At 47.9% G+C, this 18,312-nt stretch carries 12 protein-coding genes and 3 pseudogenes; 1 reads left to right on the top strand and 14 read right to left on the bottom strand.

Features of this window, described 5'->3' with window-relative positions; genetic code table 11:
* Window positions 1–43: 43 nt before the first annotated feature.
* The 10 genes and pseudogenes from DXA93_RS13795 to DXA93_RS13745 form a co-directional block, all read right to left on the bottom strand.
* The gene (locus tag DXA93_RS13795; protein ID WP_158554999.1) at window positions 44–1,741 is read right to left on the bottom strand and encodes a M20/M25/M40 family metallo-hydrolase; all 1,698 of its coding nucleotides are present in this window, start codon (window positions 1,739–1,741) and stop codon (window positions 44–46) included.
* Window positions 1,720–2,999 (bottom strand): annotated as a pseudogene (locus DXA93_RS13790) (CapA family protein). Before DXA93_RS13790 ends, DXA93_RS13795 begins: the two are co-directional and overlap by 22 nt.
* A 302-nt stretch (window positions 3,000–3,301) precedes the next feature.
* Window positions 3,302–3,913 carry a gamma-glutamyl-gamma-aminobutyrate hydrolase family protein gene (locus DXA93_RS13780; RefSeq protein ID WP_243109229.1) on the bottom strand — a complete coding sequence of 204 codons (612 nt, stop codon included), beginning with the start codon at window positions 3,911–3,913 and terminating at the stop codon, window positions 3,302–3,304.
* A 96-nt stretch (window positions 3,914–4,009) separates the two neighbouring features.
* The gene (locus DXA93_RS13775; protein WP_119198469.1) at window positions 4,010–5,101 is read right to left on the bottom strand and encodes a M42 family metallopeptidase; all 1,092 of its coding nucleotides are present in this window, start codon (window positions 5,099–5,101) and stop codon (window positions 4,010–4,012) included.
* Between the two features lie 43 nt (window positions 5,102–5,144).
* Window positions 5,145–5,945, bottom strand: coding sequence for a M55 family metallopeptidase (locus DXA93_RS13770; RefSeq protein ID WP_055219245.1), 801 nt, complete (start codon window positions 5,943–5,945; stop codon window positions 5,145–5,147).
* Window positions 5,942–6,934: an ABC transporter ATP-binding protein gene (locus DXA93_RS13765; RefSeq protein WP_055219243.1), complete on the bottom strand. Its 993-nt coding sequence runs from the start codon at window positions 6,932–6,934 to the stop codon at window positions 5,942–5,944. Before DXA93_RS13765 ends, DXA93_RS13770 begins: the two co-directional genes overlap by 4 nt.
* Before the next feature lies 1 nt (window position 6,935).
* Window positions 6,936–7,948 (bottom strand): annotated as a pseudogene (locus tag DXA93_RS20695) (ABC transporter ATP-binding protein).
* Window positions 7,949–7,963: 15 nt separating this feature from the next.
* A complete protein-coding gene (locus DXA93_RS13755; protein ID WP_055265632.1) occupies window positions 7,964–8,848 on the bottom strand; it encodes an ABC transporter permease subunit in 885 nt (294 codons plus the stop codon).
* Window positions 8,849–8,860: 12 nt separating this feature from the next.
* Window positions 8,861–9,781 (bottom strand): ABC transporter permease, encoded by a 921-nt coding sequence (locus DXA93_RS13750; RefSeq protein WP_117805053.1) that lies wholly within the window; start codon window positions 9,779–9,781, stop codon window positions 8,861–8,863.
* Between the two features lie 140 nt (window positions 9,782–9,921).
* On the bottom strand, window positions 9,922–11,622 hold the full coding sequence (locus DXA93_RS13745; RefSeq protein ID WP_119208578.1) for a glutathione ABC transporter substrate-binding protein: 1,701 nt from the start codon (window positions 11,620–11,622) through the stop codon (window positions 9,922–9,924).
* 287 nt (window positions 11,623–11,909) lie between these two features.
* Here DXA93_RS13745 and DXA93_RS13740 point away from each other — a divergent pair, with 287 nt between their 5' ends.
* The gene (locus DXA93_RS13740; protein WP_158583304.1) at window positions 11,910–13,880 is read left to right on the top strand and encodes a sigma 54-interacting transcriptional regulator; all 1,971 of its coding nucleotides are present in this window, start codon (window positions 11,910–11,912) and stop codon (window positions 13,878–13,880) included.
* Window position 13,881: 1 nt separating this feature from the next.
* Here the strand turns inward: DXA93_RS13740 and DXA93_RS13735 are convergent.
* The 4 genes and pseudogenes from DXA93_RS13735 to DXA93_RS13720 form a co-directional block, all read right to left on the bottom strand.
* Window positions 13,882–14,947 (bottom strand): annotated as a pseudogene (locus DXA93_RS13735) (P1 family peptidase).
* 380 nt (window positions 14,948–15,327) lie between these two features.
* Window positions 15,328–15,618: a septation regulator SpoVG gene (spoVG, locus tag DXA93_RS13730; protein WP_022463229.1), complete on the bottom strand. Its 291-nt coding sequence runs from the start codon at window positions 15,616–15,618 to the stop codon at window positions 15,328–15,330.
* 28 nt (window positions 15,619–15,646) lie between these two features.
* Window positions 15,647–16,762, bottom strand: coding sequence for a glucose-1-phosphate adenylyltransferase subunit GlgD (glgD, locus tag DXA93_RS13725; RefSeq protein ID WP_022463228.1), 1,116 nt, complete (start codon window positions 16,760–16,762; stop codon window positions 15,647–15,649).
* A gap of 1 nt (window position 16,763) precedes the next feature.
* Window positions 16,764–18,035 carry a glucose-1-phosphate adenylyltransferase gene (locus DXA93_RS13720; protein ID WP_022463227.1) on the bottom strand — a complete coding sequence of 424 codons (1,272 nt, stop codon included), beginning with the start codon at window positions 18,033–18,035 and terminating at the stop codon, window positions 16,764–16,766.
* Window positions 18,036–18,312 lie beyond the last annotated feature (277 nt).

The raw sequence follows: 18,312 nt of genomic DNA, 5'->3' as shown, positions 1-18,312 counted from the left end.
CTTCCGATTATGACATCTTCAGCTGCGATTTGCAAGCACCATGTTATCTGTCGTTTTCTTCCTTTTTCACAAAATAAACCGTATCAATTCCTTCTCCCCTGTCATCCTTCAGCCGCCGGACAAGACTATATCCCAGCTTGTCCAGGATATGCTCCTGGGCCCCGTTCGTGGACCAGGTACGGAGAGTAATCCGGCTTCCCGGAAATTTTGCTGCGATATCCTTTTCTGCTTCTGCATACATTACCTCCGAAATTCCCTGTCCGCGGTAATCCGGCCAGACGCAGAGGGTGGTCAGATAGCAGGAATCCGGATATGCTTCCAGATTCTCACAGTTAAAGTGATCCTTCCAGGTCATAAAGGCCCGCACGACTCCCTCTTCCTTCCACAGCACCACATGCTGACTGCAGATATTCTCCAGATATTCTGCAATTCCATCCGTCTTTTCTTCTGTCTCGGCCCAGTTCGTCTGGGATGTACTGTTGCGGTGGGAAAGCGGCGGAACGAAATCCTGATCGCACAGCTCCAGCAGCTGCCGGATTTCCTCTTTCTCTTTTCGATCCTCTATCCCGTCCCTTACAACGACTCTGCTCTCGCAGCACATCCACGGAAGCCGGCATACGAGTGCTACGGCTGCACACATGCCATCTTCTACGCTGGCGGCATCGAGCCATTCTTCTCTGGTATGCGCTCCCCCGCCCCGGCAGAAACCGACGCAGATAGCAGGAATATGCCGCGACAATGGGATATTACAGTCTGTGGATGCTTCAGAGCATACCGCCTCTTCCCCATCGGCTGCCTTCAGCGTTTTCTGTGCGCACCGCGTCATACGTGCCATCTGGACAGGATCGGTTTCTCTTGCGCACGGCCGCTTTCCGACGAGCTTGCAGGAATACTGTACCTCCTCACTCTGGCGTGCTGCTATGGTCTCCTCCAGATATGTTTCGCAGGCTTCCAGGCTCCTGTAATCCTCCGAACGGAATTCAAACAGCATGGAGGCATCCTGCGCAATCGTATTAACAGAGGTTCCTCCCTCTATTTTTCCCACATTGTATGTTGTATGAGATGCTGCATCCGTCTGAAAACGGTAAAGCTCTCCGATCAGGCCCGCAAGCTCTGCAATAGCATTTTTTCTTCCGAAATTCAGGAAGGAATGACCGCCCTTTGTTTTTGCCGAAATCCGATACCGGACAGACCCGATGCAGATGGGATACATTTTATCCCGATACAGATCAAAGGCTGCCATTCCGCACAGATTTTTTTCATAATGGTCGACAAGCGCGCGAACTCCGCACAGATTGCCAAGCCCTTCTTCTCCAAGATCCGCTGCAAAAATCAGACCGCATGGAAGCTCCGGCTCTGTCTCATGAACGTATTTTGCCGCCATCAGAAGCATCACAACATTCACGGTATCGTCTGTGATGCCGGGACAACGCCAGATCATTCCGTCTTCTTTGATCTCCAGCGGCTCCTCCAGCGAAAACACGGTGTCCAGATGCGCCGTATACAGAACCTTCTTTTCCTGTTCCGGCCGATACTCCCAGATTACATTTCCAAGCTCATCCGTATGAACCGACTCCATGCCCTGCTGTTTCATCCATTCCATGCAATATGCGATTCTCTGATCTTCTTTTCCCGTTTCCGTCGGGGTCAGTGTCAGCTCCCGCAGCGTCTGCAGCGCAAGTTCTTTGTTGTTCCGGCAAAAGTTTCGGTATTCCTCTTCTATTTCCCATTTTTTACGCATGAAGTACAATCCTTCCTTCTTTGTATTCCCATTCTGTTCCATATCTCTTGCTCACGCGGGTGAGATATTCTGCAATTTTTTCTGCTGTTTTTTCGTCTGCTACGTACGGAATATTTTTTTTCTGCGTTTTCCCTGTCCATACCAAGCTCGACCGGCAGAAGCTCCAAATGTGTGCATTTCCCCTGACAGATCTCGAAATACGGCAGCACACTCCGATAGACCTCCGGAATTTCGTAGAGGGAATGTGAGGACTGCTCCTGCCGCCTGGCGATTCCGATGGATGCTGCCGTGTGAATATTCAGACCATATTTTTCCATGTAGTCCGCAGGCAGAAGGCGTACATACTGATTTTCAAAAATAAAATTTCCGAGGCAGTAGAAAATCGGACAGTCATGATACAGTTCGATTCCCTTCAGCTGATGCGTTCCGCCCCCGATCACCGCGCTGGCGCCCGCATCGATACAGGCGTGTGCAAATTCCTCCAGAAAATAATCCGCTTCCTCGTCATTGTCCTTACGGATTTCATGGGAATGTACCATAACCAGGACTGCCTCACATGTCATCTTCGCTTCCCGGATTGCATCGACGGTGCGTTTCACATCGATCGGATTCGGGCTGGAGCTTCTTCCCTCTGTTCCGTCCTTGCTGATTTCAAACATTTTCCCGCCAAATTCCATGATACCCTCGGGAAGCGGAGCGATAAATCCCTCCTGCCGGTGCAGATCCCGCAGTCCGTTGATTCCGGTCACCTCTGCAATCTTTGCAAGATCCTGCGCATGTTTCTCCGTAATGGTATATTTTTCCGAAAAGCGCAGCGGATTTAAGCCCGGCCTGCCAGGCTGCCGTTCCGTCTGGCTTCCCGCCCTGGCTGCATTTTCAAAGGTAGAACAGATATCAATCACCGCAATCTGTCCCGCTGTTGTGTCCAGAATAGCAGGACGCGATGCTTCGTAAAGATTTTTGCCTGCTCCGGCATATGCCACATCCTTTTTTTTCAGTTCGCTGATCGTAGATGCAAGTCCTTCGTAGGATAATCCATCGTATGATTATTCGAAATCCCAAGAAAATTAAAACCGTAACGCAGGGTATCTTCCAGACACTTCGCATCTGCAGTCAGCCATGTTCCGCCGGAATACGCCGATGCGTAACAGCTGCCGTCCGATATCGTTGTTTCCAGATTCGCCATCCGAACCTCTCCCTGCATCAGAAATTCGCGAATCGGCAAAACATCCTGATATCCCGGCAGAAGCCGTTTCATAATCAGAATATCACCCGCCGCCGATACTCTTATTGTTCTGTTCATTCTTTTTTTGCCTCCCGAACGATTCCTGCTCTCTGCTTTTAGAATCGCATCTTTATCCATTCTTATTTTTTCGTAACGGTTCAAAAGTCCCATCCCGGTTTTTCTTTCCTTTTACATGGTTCCAAATCGTTACTTTTTCTCTCTGTATCTGCTGCTTCTTTCTACCAGATCCGCAAAAAGGCGGTTCATCTCCGGCGCTGAGTGGATCAGCCCTTCCGGATGCCACTGTACGGCCACAATCTGTCCGTTGCGGCTTTCTATCGCTCGATGGTTCCATCCGGCGCCGTTGCTGAAACCACGATGTCCTCTCCCGGCGTACGCACTGCCTGATGATGCATGGAGTTTACCGCATGGGTTCCCGCCCCAAGGATTTCTGCCAGATGGGTTCCCTCTTTAATTTCTACATGGTGATGCAGATACGACCGCTCCAGGGACTGCAGATGCAGAATTGTAGTTTCCTTCTGTGTATAGATATCCTGGTACAGATCACCGCCGCACAGGACATTTAAAAACTGAATTCCTTTGCAGATGCCAAGCATAGGCATTCCCATCTCTTTTGCTGCCCGTCCAAGTGCAAACCATGCCTCGTCGATCTCCGGGCGGATGGTCTGGATCTGCGGTTTTGGCTCTTCCCCATAATACCACGGATTTAAGTCCTCTCCGCCGGGAACCAGAATTCCGTCGCACACAGCAAGTATGCCTTCTGGATCCGCTTTCATGGTAACTGCCGGAATTGCCATAGGAATTCCGCCGTTATTCAGAACTGATTCGATATAATCGCTGTTGACATACATTCTCTCCGCACTTGAAAAAAGTCCCGGCTGTGTTTTATACGTATTTCCCAAGATTCCAATGATCGGTTTTCTCACTTGTAAACTCTCCTTTTTTACCAGATATGCCGAAAACGGCTTCACCTTTCCTGTGAACCCGCTTCCGGCATGCTTTTTCTTTCGTTATCGAATATTTTACAGTACATCCTGATGGCAGATATGACGGATCTTTTCCTCATCTAAAGCACGAATGACATTGGCTGCCATTGCGCTTGCTGCCTCCAGGTCTTCTTTTGCGCAGAAATTGTAATGGCTGTGCGCATAGCGGGATGGAACACCAAGCACCAGACACGGAACTGCTTTTCCTGTCACGCTGATTTTTGCTGCGTTTGTACTTCCGCCTCTTCTTACGCTCTCCTGGTATTTGATTCCGCATTTTGCTGCCACTTCCTCGGCCAGTGAAATAAACTGCGTATTGGAAATATAGCTGTTGTCCAGGATACGAATCTGAACACCCTTCTTCATGCAGCCCTGTGCCTGTCCTGCGCTGATGAAAAAGTCATCGGAAGGAGATCCTTCAAATACAATGGCAAGATCCGGTTTTACAATCTGGCTCGTTACCACAGCACCGCGAGTTCCGACCTCCTCCTGCGCCGCAAAGGCACCGACAACATTAACTGCAAGAGAAGCCTGCTCCTTTTCCAGCTGTTTCATCGTATCTACGATGCACGCGCAGCCGGCACGGTTGTCAAATGCTTTTCCGAAGCAGATTTCATGCTCTGCATCGTATTCAAAGGTTACATCCGGCATCATCGGATCACCGATATGGATTCCGAAAACGTTTTCAACCTCCTCGCGGCTTGTTGCTCCGACATCCACATACATTTTTTCAATTTCCAGAGTCTGGCTGTTGCGTTCTGCTGTTGTCATGAAATGAACCGGTTTCGCACAGATAATACCATGTACCATCTTTCCGGATCTGGTGCGGATCCATACCGCATGTGCCGGAAGGCTGGTCAGATGAAAGCCGCCAAGCATGATAATGCCAAGGCATCCGTTGTCCTGGATATTCTGTACCATGAAACCGCATGCGTCCAGATGGGCATCCAGCTGGATGACCGGACGGGAATCCTGCTTTGTTCCCGGCATCCGCACATACAGGTTATTCATTGCGTCATTTTCTACATCAAATTCTTTGCAGTAATCTGCTATGGTACGGATGACATCCTCCTCGAATCCACTTGGTCCAAATGCATCGGAAAGCTTACCAAACATTTCTATATCCATTGTTTTATCCTCTTTTCTTTGGGTTTCTGTCAGATTTATATTCTTAATATACAACAAAGCAATGTGCTGTGACAATATCCATCCAGCGGTCTGTCTCCAGCTTATTTGTAAAGGTATCTACCTTCTGCATTCCCGGATAAAACGACATCGTGTACGCTTTTTTCCAGTCTTTATAGGTTACCTCATACGTAAAGTGCTCAGGAAGGGCCACTTGGCACTCTTTTTTCTGTCCGGCAACTGCCTTTTTTACCCCTTCCCGGATTTCGGAGATCACTTTTCCTTTCGCTTTGCACCACGTTGCCGCACCGACACCATGCTTCGTTTCCACTGTCGTAATGCCCGGAATCAGTTCTTTGGCCTGACGGCAGATCTCTTCATCTCCGGAAAGGAACAGCACCGGTACGTGATGTGATGCTGCTGTATAGCTGTTCAGCATGCACTCACTCATCACTTTTCCATTCAGATGAATATACAGGCTGTTTCCTGTCGATGTGTGGCTGATCGAAAAATTGGGATCTCCTGCCGGTGCATGGTATCCAAGATACAGTACGCCGTCATAGCTGTCGTCGATACCATACATCATATTATACGGATGACCACTCTTTCCCCGGATCAGGGTGACATACTCCGGCATTTTCAGCGGGTCAATGTTGGATGCATCTCCGTGACCGTCCTTTACGACAATCTCATCCGCGCCCGCTTCATGTGCTGCTTCGCATGCCGCAACGACCTCTTCGGTCATCTCCTCTGCAAATCTCTGGTATACGCTTTCCTTCTTATGTGTTTCATCGGTCAGTGCCACTCCGGCACAGCCCTCGATATCTGCACTGATAAAAAGCTTCATTTCTGCTGTTCCCTTCTTTCTTTATCATAAAGATGACAATATACGTAATGTCCGTCATCCACTTCATATCGCTCCGGCGCCTGTGTTTTGCAGCATTCCATGCATTTTGGACATCTGGTATGGAATTTGCAGCCTGTCGGCGGCTTGTGGGCGGATGGGATGCTTCCCTCAAGCAGAATTCTTTCTCTTTTTGCCGTCGGATCCGGAACCGGAACTGCGGAAAGCAGTGCCTGCGTATACGGATGCATCGGATTGCTGTAAATTTTCTCTTTTTCTCCGACCTCCACGAAATTGCCGAGATACATAACACCGACACGGTCACTGATGTATTCCACAACGCTCAGGTCATGTGCAACAAAAATATAGGTCAGATCCAGGTCATGCTTCAGTTCATTTAAAAGATTCAGAACCTGCGCCTGAATAGACACATCCAGTGCCGAAACCGGTTCGTCTGCGATGATCAGAGACGGTTCTACCGCAAGTGCACGGGCAATTCCGATTCTCTGACGCTGACCGCCGGAAAATTCATGTGGATAACGGTTTGCATGGTAGTCATCCAGTCCTACCCGGTGCAAAAGATCCAGCACTTTCTTTTCCAGATCCGCTTTATCCTGATACAGATGATGCACCAGCAGCGGCTCTGCAATGATATCAAAAACGGACATTCGTGGATTCAGGGACGCATACGGGTCCTGAAAAACCATCTGTACTTTTTTCCGGATGGAACGCATTCTCCGGTCATTGTACTCTGTAATATCTTCGCCATCCAGATACACATGGCCCGATGTCAGATTTTCCAGTTTGCAGACGCCTCTTCCCAGTGTGGATTTTCCGCAGCCGGACTCGCCTACAATTCCGAATACCTCGCCTTTTTTCACCTCAAAGGTAACTCCGTCTACCGCTTTGACGAATTCCTTTTTCCCAAATCCGCTTCCGGCAACCGGATAATAAATTTTCAAATCCTCTACTCTAAGTAATGTATCTGACATCCTAGTCACCTGCCTTCTCTACGTGATCTGTTTTGAGCTGTCCGCTTTCGCAGAGCCAGCATCTGCTGATATGGCCTTCTTCGATCTGGAAAAATCCCGGTTCTTCCTCGCGGCATTTTTCCGAAGCGTATGGACATCGCGGCTCAAATTTGCAGCCTTTCGGCATATATTTCGGGTTTGGAACGTTACCCGGAATCGACTTCAGTTCTTTTCCGGCGTCTCCCAGTCTCGGAATCGATCCCAGCAGTCCCTTCGTATACGGGTGGGACGGATTGGCGAAAATTGTTTTTACATCTCCGCGCTCTACCACGCGGCCGCAGTACATAACGGCAACATCATCGCAGACCTCTGCGACAACACCAAGATCATGTGTAATAAACAGGATGGATGTACCTGTCTCTTTTTTCAGCTGATTCATCAGATCCAGTATCTGTGCCTGAATCGTTACATCCAGTGCAGTCGTCGGCTCATCCGCAATCAGGATTTCCGGCTTGCATACAAGTGCCATGGCAATCATGACCCTCTGTCTCTGGCCGCCGGAAAGCTGGAACGGATACTCCTTCATCATATGTTCCACACGCGGAACACCGGTTTTCCGGAGCATATCTTCCGCCTTTTTCAGTGCCTCTTTTTTTGATATTTTTTCGTGCTGCAGAACACATTCTGCACCTGGTCTCCAATCTTCATGACCGGATTCAGACTGGTCATCGGTTCCTGGAAAATCATGGAAATTTTGCTTCCGCGCAGCTTTCTCTGCTGTTCCTTCGTCAGCTTTACAATGTCATCGCCATCCAGCAGGATTTCGCCATCAGCAATTTTTCCTTTCGTTCCGGTCAGTAATCCCATCACAGAGAGGGATGTCACGCTCTTTCCACTTCCCGACTCACCTACGATGCCAAGCGTTGCGCCGCGTCGAAGCTCCACATCGACACCGTCTACTGCTTTGATCACGCCGCCATCGGTATAGAAATACGTATGTAAATTTTTTATCTCAAGTACGTTATCAGTAGCCACTTCTGCTCCTCCTTATCAATCGGAAAGTTTCGGATCGAGTGCATCGCGAAGTCCGTCGCCTAACAGGTTAAAGCTCAGTACGGTAAGGAAAATCGCAAGACCCGGGAAAATCGTCACATACATTGCACTTGCCATATAGTTTCTTCCGTTGGAAAGAAGCAGTCCCCATTCCGGTGTCGGCGGCTGTGCGCCCATTCCCAGGAAGGAAAGGCTTGATGCTGTCAGAATGGAAGATCCAAATGACATGGAATACTGTACAATGATGTCCGGAATGGCTCCCGGCAGAATATGGTGAAACAGAATTCTTGCATCGGAAACACCGATGTTCCGTGCCGCCAGGACAAAGACGGAATTTTTCAGGCTCAGCGTTTTGCTTCGGACAAGCCGCGCAAAGGTCGGTGTAGAAAAGACAGCGACCGCAATCACAACGTTTGTCATGCCGCTTCCGAGGATTGCCACGATGGCGATTGCAAGAATCAGTCCCGGAAAAGCAAACAGGACATCGCAGATTCTCATAATAATAGAATCAATCCATCCGCCGTAATATCCGGCCAGAAGTCCGAGAATGGTACCACAGACTGCACCGACCGTAACAGCGCCGAATCCGACTGCAAGTGAAATCCGGGTTCCACAGACGATACGGGAAAACAGATCCCGTCCAAACTCATCCGTTCCAAACAGGTGCTTCATACTTGGTCCCTGCAGAATCGCATTATAATCATACTCATTGATTCCGTACGGCACAATTTTGCTTCCGAAAAACGCAAGGAAAATGAGAAAAATGATAAAACAAAGCGCAACTACTGCATTTTTCTGTTTTTTAAATTTTCGAACCATCTCAGAAAACGGAGTTTTAATTCTCTCCTGGTTCTCGGTCTGTACTTTTTTCTTTTCTTTCATTCCACTCATCTCCTACTGAAGTTTAATTTCCGGATTCAGAACCGCATAGAGGATATCGACAATCAGGTTGATGACGATAAACTGCAGCGAAAAGATCAGAATCAGGGACTGGATTGCCGGATAATCTCTGTAATTGACCGATTCAATCAGAAGGGAGCCAAGGCCAGGATAGGCAAATACCGTTTCTGTGACAACAGAACCTCCCAGCAGAAAGCCGAACTGCAGACCCACAACCGTCACGACGGAGATCATGGAGTTGCGGAAAACATGCTTCCAGATCACAACCTTTTCTTTGATTCCTTTTGCTCTTGCTGTTCTGACGTAATCTTCTTTTAAAACCTCAATAATGGAGGATCTTGTAAATCGTGCGATCACGGCTGCAATTCCGACGCCGAGCGTGATCGACGGCATAATCAGACTTTTCAGGCTTGTTCCGCTTGTTGTCGGCAGAATTCGCAGTTTTACCGCAAACAGCATAATCAGCAGAAAGCCGATCCAGAACGAGGGGAGTGAAATACCCGAGACCGCAATCGTCATTCCGGTATAATCCTGCCATTTTCCCCGGTGTGTTCCGGACCACACACCAAAGAGCACACCAACAACCGAGCTCCACAGCAATGTGACAAATGCCAGACGGACGGTATTTCCGAATCTTCCCGCAACCTCCTTTGTAACCGGCTGCTTTGTGCGAAGGGAGGTTCCGAGATTTCCTTTTAAAAGTCCTGTCACGTAGGTAACATACTGTGCCGGAATGGATTTATTCAGGCCAAGCTCTTCTCTTACTGCCTCTACGTCATCCTGTGTTGCCTGCTCTCCTGCAACGAGTCTCGCCGGATCTCCCGGAATCAGGCGGACAAAGAAAAATACAAATGTAACAACAATAATCAGTGTGGGGATCGTACCCACAATACGCTTCAGTATATATTTTGGCATATTGTATCTCCTACTTTCATGCTTATCCTACAGGTACAATCCCACGGATCACTGCCTGCTTTCCTGTTTGTAAGAAACCGGCGCCCTCTTTTGATGGAAGGACGCCGGGGTCTTTTTCATATCCTTGTTTCAGTCTGCCGTTATTCGGCTGCCATTCTGGCATTTCTCATGCCGATGCTTCCATCGCCTAACAGATATACTCCGGTAATGTTGTTGCTGGTTGCCCAGATGTTTTTATCGCTTGCGATGCAGAGCAGCGGGAGATCCTTCCATACGATATCCTGTACTTCTCCATAGATCTCACCACGTTTGTCTTCATCTGCAGTTGCAAGACCGTCTTTGAGAAGCTGATCTACTTTTTCATTCTCATAGTAGCTGATATTGAAGCTCATCGGCGGCTCAGACTCGGTTGCCAGCATCGGGCGAAGTCCCCAGTCAGCATCACCGGTGGAAGTAGACCATCCGCTTAAGTAGCAGTCAACCTCGGCATCTGCTCCTGCGCAGTCAGCTCCCTGAACCTTTTCATTCAGAACGGCATTTTCCATTCCGTTCAATTCCAGATCAATACCAACCTCAGAAAGCTGCTGTTTGTAGAACTCTGCTTTTTTCTGATTTGCTGTCGTGTTGCTGTACATCAGTGTTGTGGTAAATCCATCCGGATATCCTGCTTCCTTTAACAGCTCTTTTGCTTTTTCCGGATCGTAGGAATACGGATCATTTCCTTTGTAGTGCTGTACTTCTTCTCCTACCATAGAAGTTGCCACAGAACCGTAACCGTTCATAACGACCTGGATATATGCCTCTTTGTTGATTGCATAAGCCATTGCCTCACGAACCTTCACATCGTTGAACGGTGCTTTCTGTGTATTCATGAAGAAGTACCATACGGCGATGCTGTCGCCCATTCCAACGGATACGTTGCTGTCACCTTTTAAGGTGTCAACACTTTCTGTCGGTACAGACCACATAATCTGTGCGTCACCTGCCTGAATTGCAGATACACGGGTAGCACTTTCTGCAACCGGTTTGAATGTGATGCTCTTAAATCCTGCATCTGCATCTGCCAGAGCAGTTCCGCCGCAGACGTCTGCGTCATATCCCCACCAGTCTTTGTTCAGCTCTACTTTCATATGGTCACCGGCAACCCATTCAACAAATTTGTACTGGCCGGTTCCTACCGGTGCCTGTGCACAGGCATCTTCTCCTGCTTCAATCTGTTTCGGGCTCATGATCAGCGTAGCCGGATGTGCCAGGTTGCTGATGAAAGCACCGAATGACTGTGTTAAATAAATTTTAACGGTATAATCATCTACCTTCTCTGCATGATCCAGAACATTGCAGAGGAATGTAGTACGTTTCAGTCCAAGGCTCTTATCTGCCCATTTGTTTACGTTTGCAATCAGGGCATCTGCATTCCACGGAGTTCCATCGGTAAAGCTTACGCCCTCACGAAGATGAATCGTATACTCGGTTGCTTCGTCATTTGCTTCGTAGCTGGTTGCCAGCATCGGAATGATCTGCATATTCTCATCAAATCCAAACAGACCGTCCATCATCATTCGCTGTACACCACCGGAAAGTGTATCGGAAGTATCCATCGGATCCATGGTGGTAAAGTCTACAGCTACCATTGCCGTAACATCAGAATCCTGGGATACCGACTCGCCTGCCGGAATCGTGATGGTATTCTCCGTACCTGCTTCTGAACCGGATGAGGTCGATGCAGCGGATGCTGTTGATGTGCTCTTACTTGTGTCAGAAGAACCTGTCGATCCACATGCTGTCAGTGCCAGTGCCGTTGCTGCTGCAACCAGAGCACGCATTACATGTCTTTTTTTCATTGTTGTCTCCTCCTTTTCTGCAAGTGTTGCTGTTTTCTTTGTTCTTTCTTTTCACAGATAACAGAACCATGATATAAAAAAGAGCAAAGATGCCTTACCTTTTTTTACAGCCCCTTTGCTTAATCGGTATTATAGATGTAATGCGTCACTATGTCAAAGCATTCTTCTTGATTTTTTCTTTTCTTTTTTGTCTTTTTGCATTTAGGTTGTTTATTTTCGTCAAAAATGATATAATTATCCTAATTTTTAACCCATTACCACTTTTTAGCAGGAAAAGAGGTCCCTTTATGAACAGAAAACAAAAGCTTGGCAACGTATTGATCATTTCTTCCCGGAAACGAATGCTTTCCGAATTTCAGTCTTATCTTCACTCCGTGCTCGGTGAATATCTCACCTTCAATACCCTTTTGAGAGAGCAGGCCACAGACCCCTCTCTCTTCCGGGGATACCAGTGCGTCCTTTTTCCAACCGCCCGCGCCATGGAAACCTTTCCGCTTACCCTTGACTCCTCCATTTTGCAGCTCCCCTGCGACCGCGTTTTCAACCATATGTTCCTGGATAAAATCATTCAGATTCCGCCGCACGAACGTGTCTATCTGGTAAACGATGATAAATATTCCACGCTCGCTATCATTTCCCAGTTTGAGGAATGCGGCATCACACAATATGACTTTGTTCCGTTTTATCCCGGATGCAAGGATACCGAGTCTGACATTCAGTTTGCCATCACCGCCGGCGAGCCGCAGCTCGTTCCTTCCCGCATTCCCAATGTACTGGATATCGGCAACCGTATCATCGATATTTCCACTATTTTACAGCTCTGCGAATATTTCAACATTCCTCTGCAGACCGTAAACCGTGTATCGCGCAATTATGTCAATCAGATTCTTCACACCGTCAAAACCTCAGAAACCTACTATACAAATTATGTACAGACCGAACAGCTCATGCAGGTTATCCTGTTCTCTCTTCCCATTGGCATCTGTCTGTTTGGTGCGGATGGCCGCATTCAGTTCATGAACGCTAAATTTGCACATGCCTTCTCGCTTCCCTCCTCCAACTTTGAAGGACAGCCTTTTTCGGAATGTCTTCCGCCTGCCTACGCGGACACTGCTTTCGACCGCAACGGTGACTGGACCATTCTCCTTTCGGATCAGAAAACACAGATCACGTTAAGCGTTCTCTCTATGGTTTTTCCGGATACAGAGCCTGTTTTTCTTGCGTTTCTTCCCGAGAGCAGATCCACGGAAATGTCGGTACCGAAAGACGAAAAAACGGAAGAAAGCACTTTTTTCGCTTCCTCCCGTACCTTTTCCCTTTCCCTGTCCCACGCAGATTCCGTCCAGAATCTGATGGCGCAGGCCAGACATCTTGCACTTTTTGATTTTCCGATTCTGATCCAGGGAGAAAGCGGTACACAGCGCAGGACACTCGCACGTGCGATCCACAATTTTTCGCGCCGCCATCATTATCCGTTTTCCGTTCTTCATTCTCCGGGAAATGATCTGACCGAAGCCTCCCTGCTCCGGCTTCTTGCCGAAACCAACCATGGCACACTCGTTCTTTCCCAGGTGGACCGTTTTCCGCTTTCCATTCAGGATCTGCTGGTCAATGTTCTTACCAATGTTCATGGTAACTTCTTTTCCGCACCGGAAACCCGCCGTTTCGATGTGCGGATCATTGCTATTGCGGATGATAACCTTTACAAAAAAGTAGAAAAAGGAACCTTCCTGCGGGAACTTTTTCACCTTTTAAGTGCTTCAGAGCTTCAGACAGTCCCGCTCCGCAGACGCAGGGAGGATATTCCCGATCTTCTCAATTACTTTCTGCTTCAGTTTTTCCACAACACCGATATGACCTGCGACCGGATCTTTTCGGAAGGGCTTCTGCGCTTTCTGAAGGAATATGCGTACCCCGGAAATATTCATGAGCTGTACAATCTGTCCTGCAGCCTGTTTACCCGGTACAGCAGCCATAAGCTGCAGCTTTCCGATCTGCCAACGTACCTCCGCTCCCGCCAGATGGCTGACGTTTCCCTCACCGCCCTTCAATATCAGGTTCTTTCTTTCGTATCGACGCATCCGAAAGCAGGCCGCCTGGCAATCAAAAACGGACTGGCCGACGGAGAAACCTTTGTATCCGAAGCGGCTCTGCGCACCGTACTCGGAGAGCTTTCTTCCGCCGGTTATCTCATCGTGCACCGGACAAAAGGCGGATGTGAAATTTCCGAGCTGGGGCGTATGGTTCTGGAACAATAATTTATTTCAGAAATCCCGGTATTTCCAGAAATTCTGCAAGGCTGCGGTATCTGGCTCCGTCCAGGCCTCTTTTTTCCTTTGCGGTTACCATAGAGTTCAGGATCGCTTCCTCCACAGCCTCTGCCGCTGCTTCAAATGCCTCGTTGATTTTTTCTTCTTTTATCCGGGCACACACTTCCACCTCACATGTACTCTTTGTGTCTACGCGGTTTGCTGTTGTAAATCCGATCATGATTTCACCGCTTCCGTGGCCGGTGTAGGCTCCTGTTCTGGCGATTCCAACTCCACAGCGGCGGATAATCCGGTACAGCTGCCGCTCTGATACCGGAAGGTCTGTTGCCAGAACCGTCATAATTGATCCCCGGTCTTCGGCGCTGCTTCCGCATTCTTCCTTCCGGATCCGCTCCAGAATCTTCTCTCCTGTCGGTTTTCCACTGATTTTCAAATCTCTGGTTGCCCCGAAATTTGACTGTACCAGAACACCAATGGTATATGTTTTTCCGTCAAGCACCAGCGTGCGGGATGCTGATCCGATTCCCCCTTTCAGCCCATAGCAGATAGTTCCTGTTCCGGCACCGATATCACCTTCCGCAAAGTCTGTATCCGCCTGCTCCAGTGCATGATACAGCTCTTTTTCCCCCACTACCCGGTTACAAATCTCATTGATTCTCGAATCATTACATTCTCCGACAACCGGATTGATGGAAAAAACATCTTCCCCTTCTTTTCGGGTCTGCTGTATCATCCATGAAATCATGCATCCGCCACTTTTCCGACATTCAGTGTATTGGTCAGGGCAATGGGCGTTTCAAGAGTTCCGAGCTCCTGTACCTGCACAAGACCGCACGTTTTCCCGAAACCGTTATGCACGTAGCAGACGCCAGGTACTTTTTCAGAAACGGATTGCCTTCTCCCGGCACAATCACCGTCACTCCGGTATGCTGATTTCCACTTTCCACCGTCGCATGGCCTACCCGCACACCGGGCACATCCGTAATTTTGTTTCGCGGTCCATTTTCATGATGTCCGATCCGATATCCGTAATCACTGATTCTTTTCTGTTTCATCCTGTTTCCTCCTCTTTTTATGATGTACTCCCGGAATTTTTCAGCTCACGCAAATACAGGCACAAAAAAGACTCCGCAGATACATTTTTCTCTCACTTTACGCTCTCTTCTCTCTTCTGTCCATACCTCTTCCCACAATTTTTCCTCTTTTCTTTATATTTTTTCCATTTCTTTTAGAATTTGGACACACTTTGCTCACATATTCCTTTTATAATAAAGCTCGGATAGTTGATAAACCACTCACTATCTCCCCCCTCATAAAAAGATGGCGATATACTTTTGTATATCGTCATCTTTATTTTTACTGACAAAAACGCCCCCGGGCAGAAAACGTAACCACTTCCGTTTTCCGCCCGGGGGCATTCTTTCTTCCTTTTTGCTCAGGCCTCTGCAGCAGCTTCCTCTGCTTCCGCTTCTGCCATCGCCTGTTCGTACTGTTTCAGGATAATGGTCTGAATTTTTTCTCTGGTTCCGGAGTTGATCGGATGTGCGATATCGCGGTACTCCCCGTCCGTAGCCTTACGGCTCGGCATTGCGATGAACAGTCCTTTTTCTCCTTCGATTACCTTAATATCATGTACGACAAATTCGTCATCGATTGTGATAGACACAACCGCCTTCATTTTTCCTTCTTTTGTTACCTTGCGTACTCTCACGTCTGTAATGTTCATAAACTTTTATGCCCCTTTCACCCCATAATCAGATGGCGTATCTTTCGTTTTTTTCGACAACAATTTTGATGCCGTCCTCCCCACAGTGATAGGAGTTTGCACGGATGGTGTCCCTGCTCTCCACAATACAGTTTTCAATGTGAGTGTTGTCTCCGAGATATACATCATTTAAGATGATAGAATTTTTAATCACACAGTTGTTTCCAACATATACCTTCTTGAACAAAACAGAGTTCTCAACCTGTCCGTTGATGATACAGCCGCTGGATACAAGAGAATTTTTCACTGTGCAGCCAGGATTGTATTTTGCCGGCGGAAGATCGTCGATCTTGGAGTAGATGCCCGGATACTGTCCGAAGAAGTAATCTCTTACCTCCGGTTTCAGGAAATCCATGTTGGTTCTGTAATAGGAATCTACGGTAGCAATGTTGCTCCAGTAGGTATTGATCTTGTATCCGTAAATCCGTTTCAGGTTTTTGTAACGGATTAAAATATCCTTTACAAAGTCGTAGCGGTCTTCCTGTGCGCTGCGCTCAATCATTTCGATCAGCTGGCGACGGCGGATGACATAGATACCGGTAGAGATCACGTTGGAGCTCGAAACCATCGGTTTTTCCTCGAACTCCTCGATGCGGCAGTCCTCATTCATCTTCAGGACGCCGAAGCGGCTGGTATCTGCTTCCTTGGAATCCGTGCATACCACGGTAACATCCGCACGTTTTGCAATATGGTATTCCAGTACCTTATTGAAATCCAGTTTGTATACGCCATCTCCCGATGCGATGACTACGTACGGTTCATGGCTGTTTTTCAGCCATGTCAGGTTCTGACTGATCGCGTCTGCCGTTCCACGATACCACCAGCTGTTATCTGATGTAACGGTTGGAGAAAATACAAACAGACCGCCATGTTTTCTTCCGAAATCCCACCATTTGGAAGAGCTTAAATGTTCATTTAAAGATCTGGCGTTGTACTGTGTCAGGACAGCCACCTTCTGAATATGAGAGTTTGCCATGCTTGACAGCGCAAAATCGATGCTGCGGAAGCTGCCTGCGACCGGCATAGCTGCAACGGCTCTTTTATTGGACAGCTCTCTCATTTTGTTGTTGTTACCGCCTGCAAGAATAATTCCCAATGCTCTCATATTACTCACCGTCCTTTTCTACAATTGCTCCGCCGGACGGAAGTGTGCCATCCGGGTAATCCTCAAGGGAAGTTTCGCCGGAAATGCAGACATTCTTTCCAATGGTTACGCCATCCGGAATGACTGCCTTTTCTCCAACGGTCACAAGTCCGAATCCGTAAATATTCGGTTTTAAGACGTTCGGCGCTTCCTCGCCAACGCCCATCACAACATGTTTGCCGACATGTACGTTTTCTGCAATAATGGCCTTATTGACCTGGGTTCCCTCGCCGATTGTGCTGTGGCGCATAATAATAGAATCTCTTACAACAACACCCTTTTCAATGCGCACATCCGCACCGATGACGGAATTATGTACCTCTCCGTAGATTTCAGCGCCCTCGCCGATAATACAGCGGTCGATGACAGCGTCCCCGGAAACATACTGCGGACGGATGATATCACCTTTGGTATAGATCTTCCAGAACTCCTCATATAAATTGAATTCCGGAATAATATCGATCAGCTCCATATTTGCTTCCCAGTAGGAGCCAAGCGTTCCGACATCTTTCCAGTAGCCGTTGAACTCATACGCAAACAAACGTTTTCCGTTGTCGCGGCAGTACGGCAGAATATGTTTTCCGAAGTCACAGCTCGGCTGATCCTTCAGGGCTGTCAGAGATTCCTTTAATGCTTTCCAGCTGAAAATATAGATGCCCATAGAAGCGAGGTTGCTTCTCGGGTGCTCCGGTTTTTCTTCAAATTCGGTAATTCTTCCGTTTCCGTCTGTGATCATGACACCGAAACGGCTTGCTTCTTCAATCGGTACCGGCATACATGCGATGGTCACATCTGCGTGGTTTGCTTTGTGATAGTCAAGCATCACCTCGTAATCCATTTTGTAAATGTGGTCGCCGGAAAGAATCAGAACATATTCCGGATTGTATGTTTCCATATAAGCCATGTTCTGGTAAATTGCATTTGCAGTTCCTGTATACCATTCGCTGTTTGTACTTTTTTCGTATGGCGGCAGAACGGTTACGCCGCCTTCGTTTTTATCGAGATCCCACGGAATACCGATTCCGATATGGGTATTCAGCCGCAGCGGCTGATACTGGGTCAGTACGCCTACCGTATCAATTCCTGAATTGATACAATTACTGAGCGGGAAGTCGATGATTCGATACTTTCCGCCAAATGCTACTGCCGGTTTTGCCACTTTCTCCGTGAGCACACCGAGACGGCTTCCCTGGCCGCCTGCCAGCAGCATTGCTATCATCTCTTTCTTAATCATGCAATCACCTCTTGTCGTATCTAAAGATTTGCAGTAACTGTAAGAATGTACGGCATACTTCCTGTCTGCCTTCAGAAATGATCCCCTGTCGGTCCTGGCTTTTCATATCCACGCACTTCTTTGATAACTACAAGGTAAATTATACCACACTTCCGTCACATTGTGAACGTTTTTTATAATTTTTCTTTATTTTTTTCTTATATTTTATTACTTTTGACTATGCATTTTTCAACCTGTCAGAACCGCATCATGATTTTCAACAATTTTCGACAAACCG

Origin of the sequence: Blautia sp. OF09-25XD, assembly GCF_003482095.1 — a bacterium.
In the GTDB taxonomy this organism is placed as follows: domain Bacteria; phylum Bacillota; class Clostridia; order Lachnospirales; family Lachnospiraceae; genus Fusicatenibacter; species Fusicatenibacter saccharivorans.
Note: the sequence above shows the minus strand (reverse complement) of the source record. Positions and strands in the feature narration are given on the sequence as shown.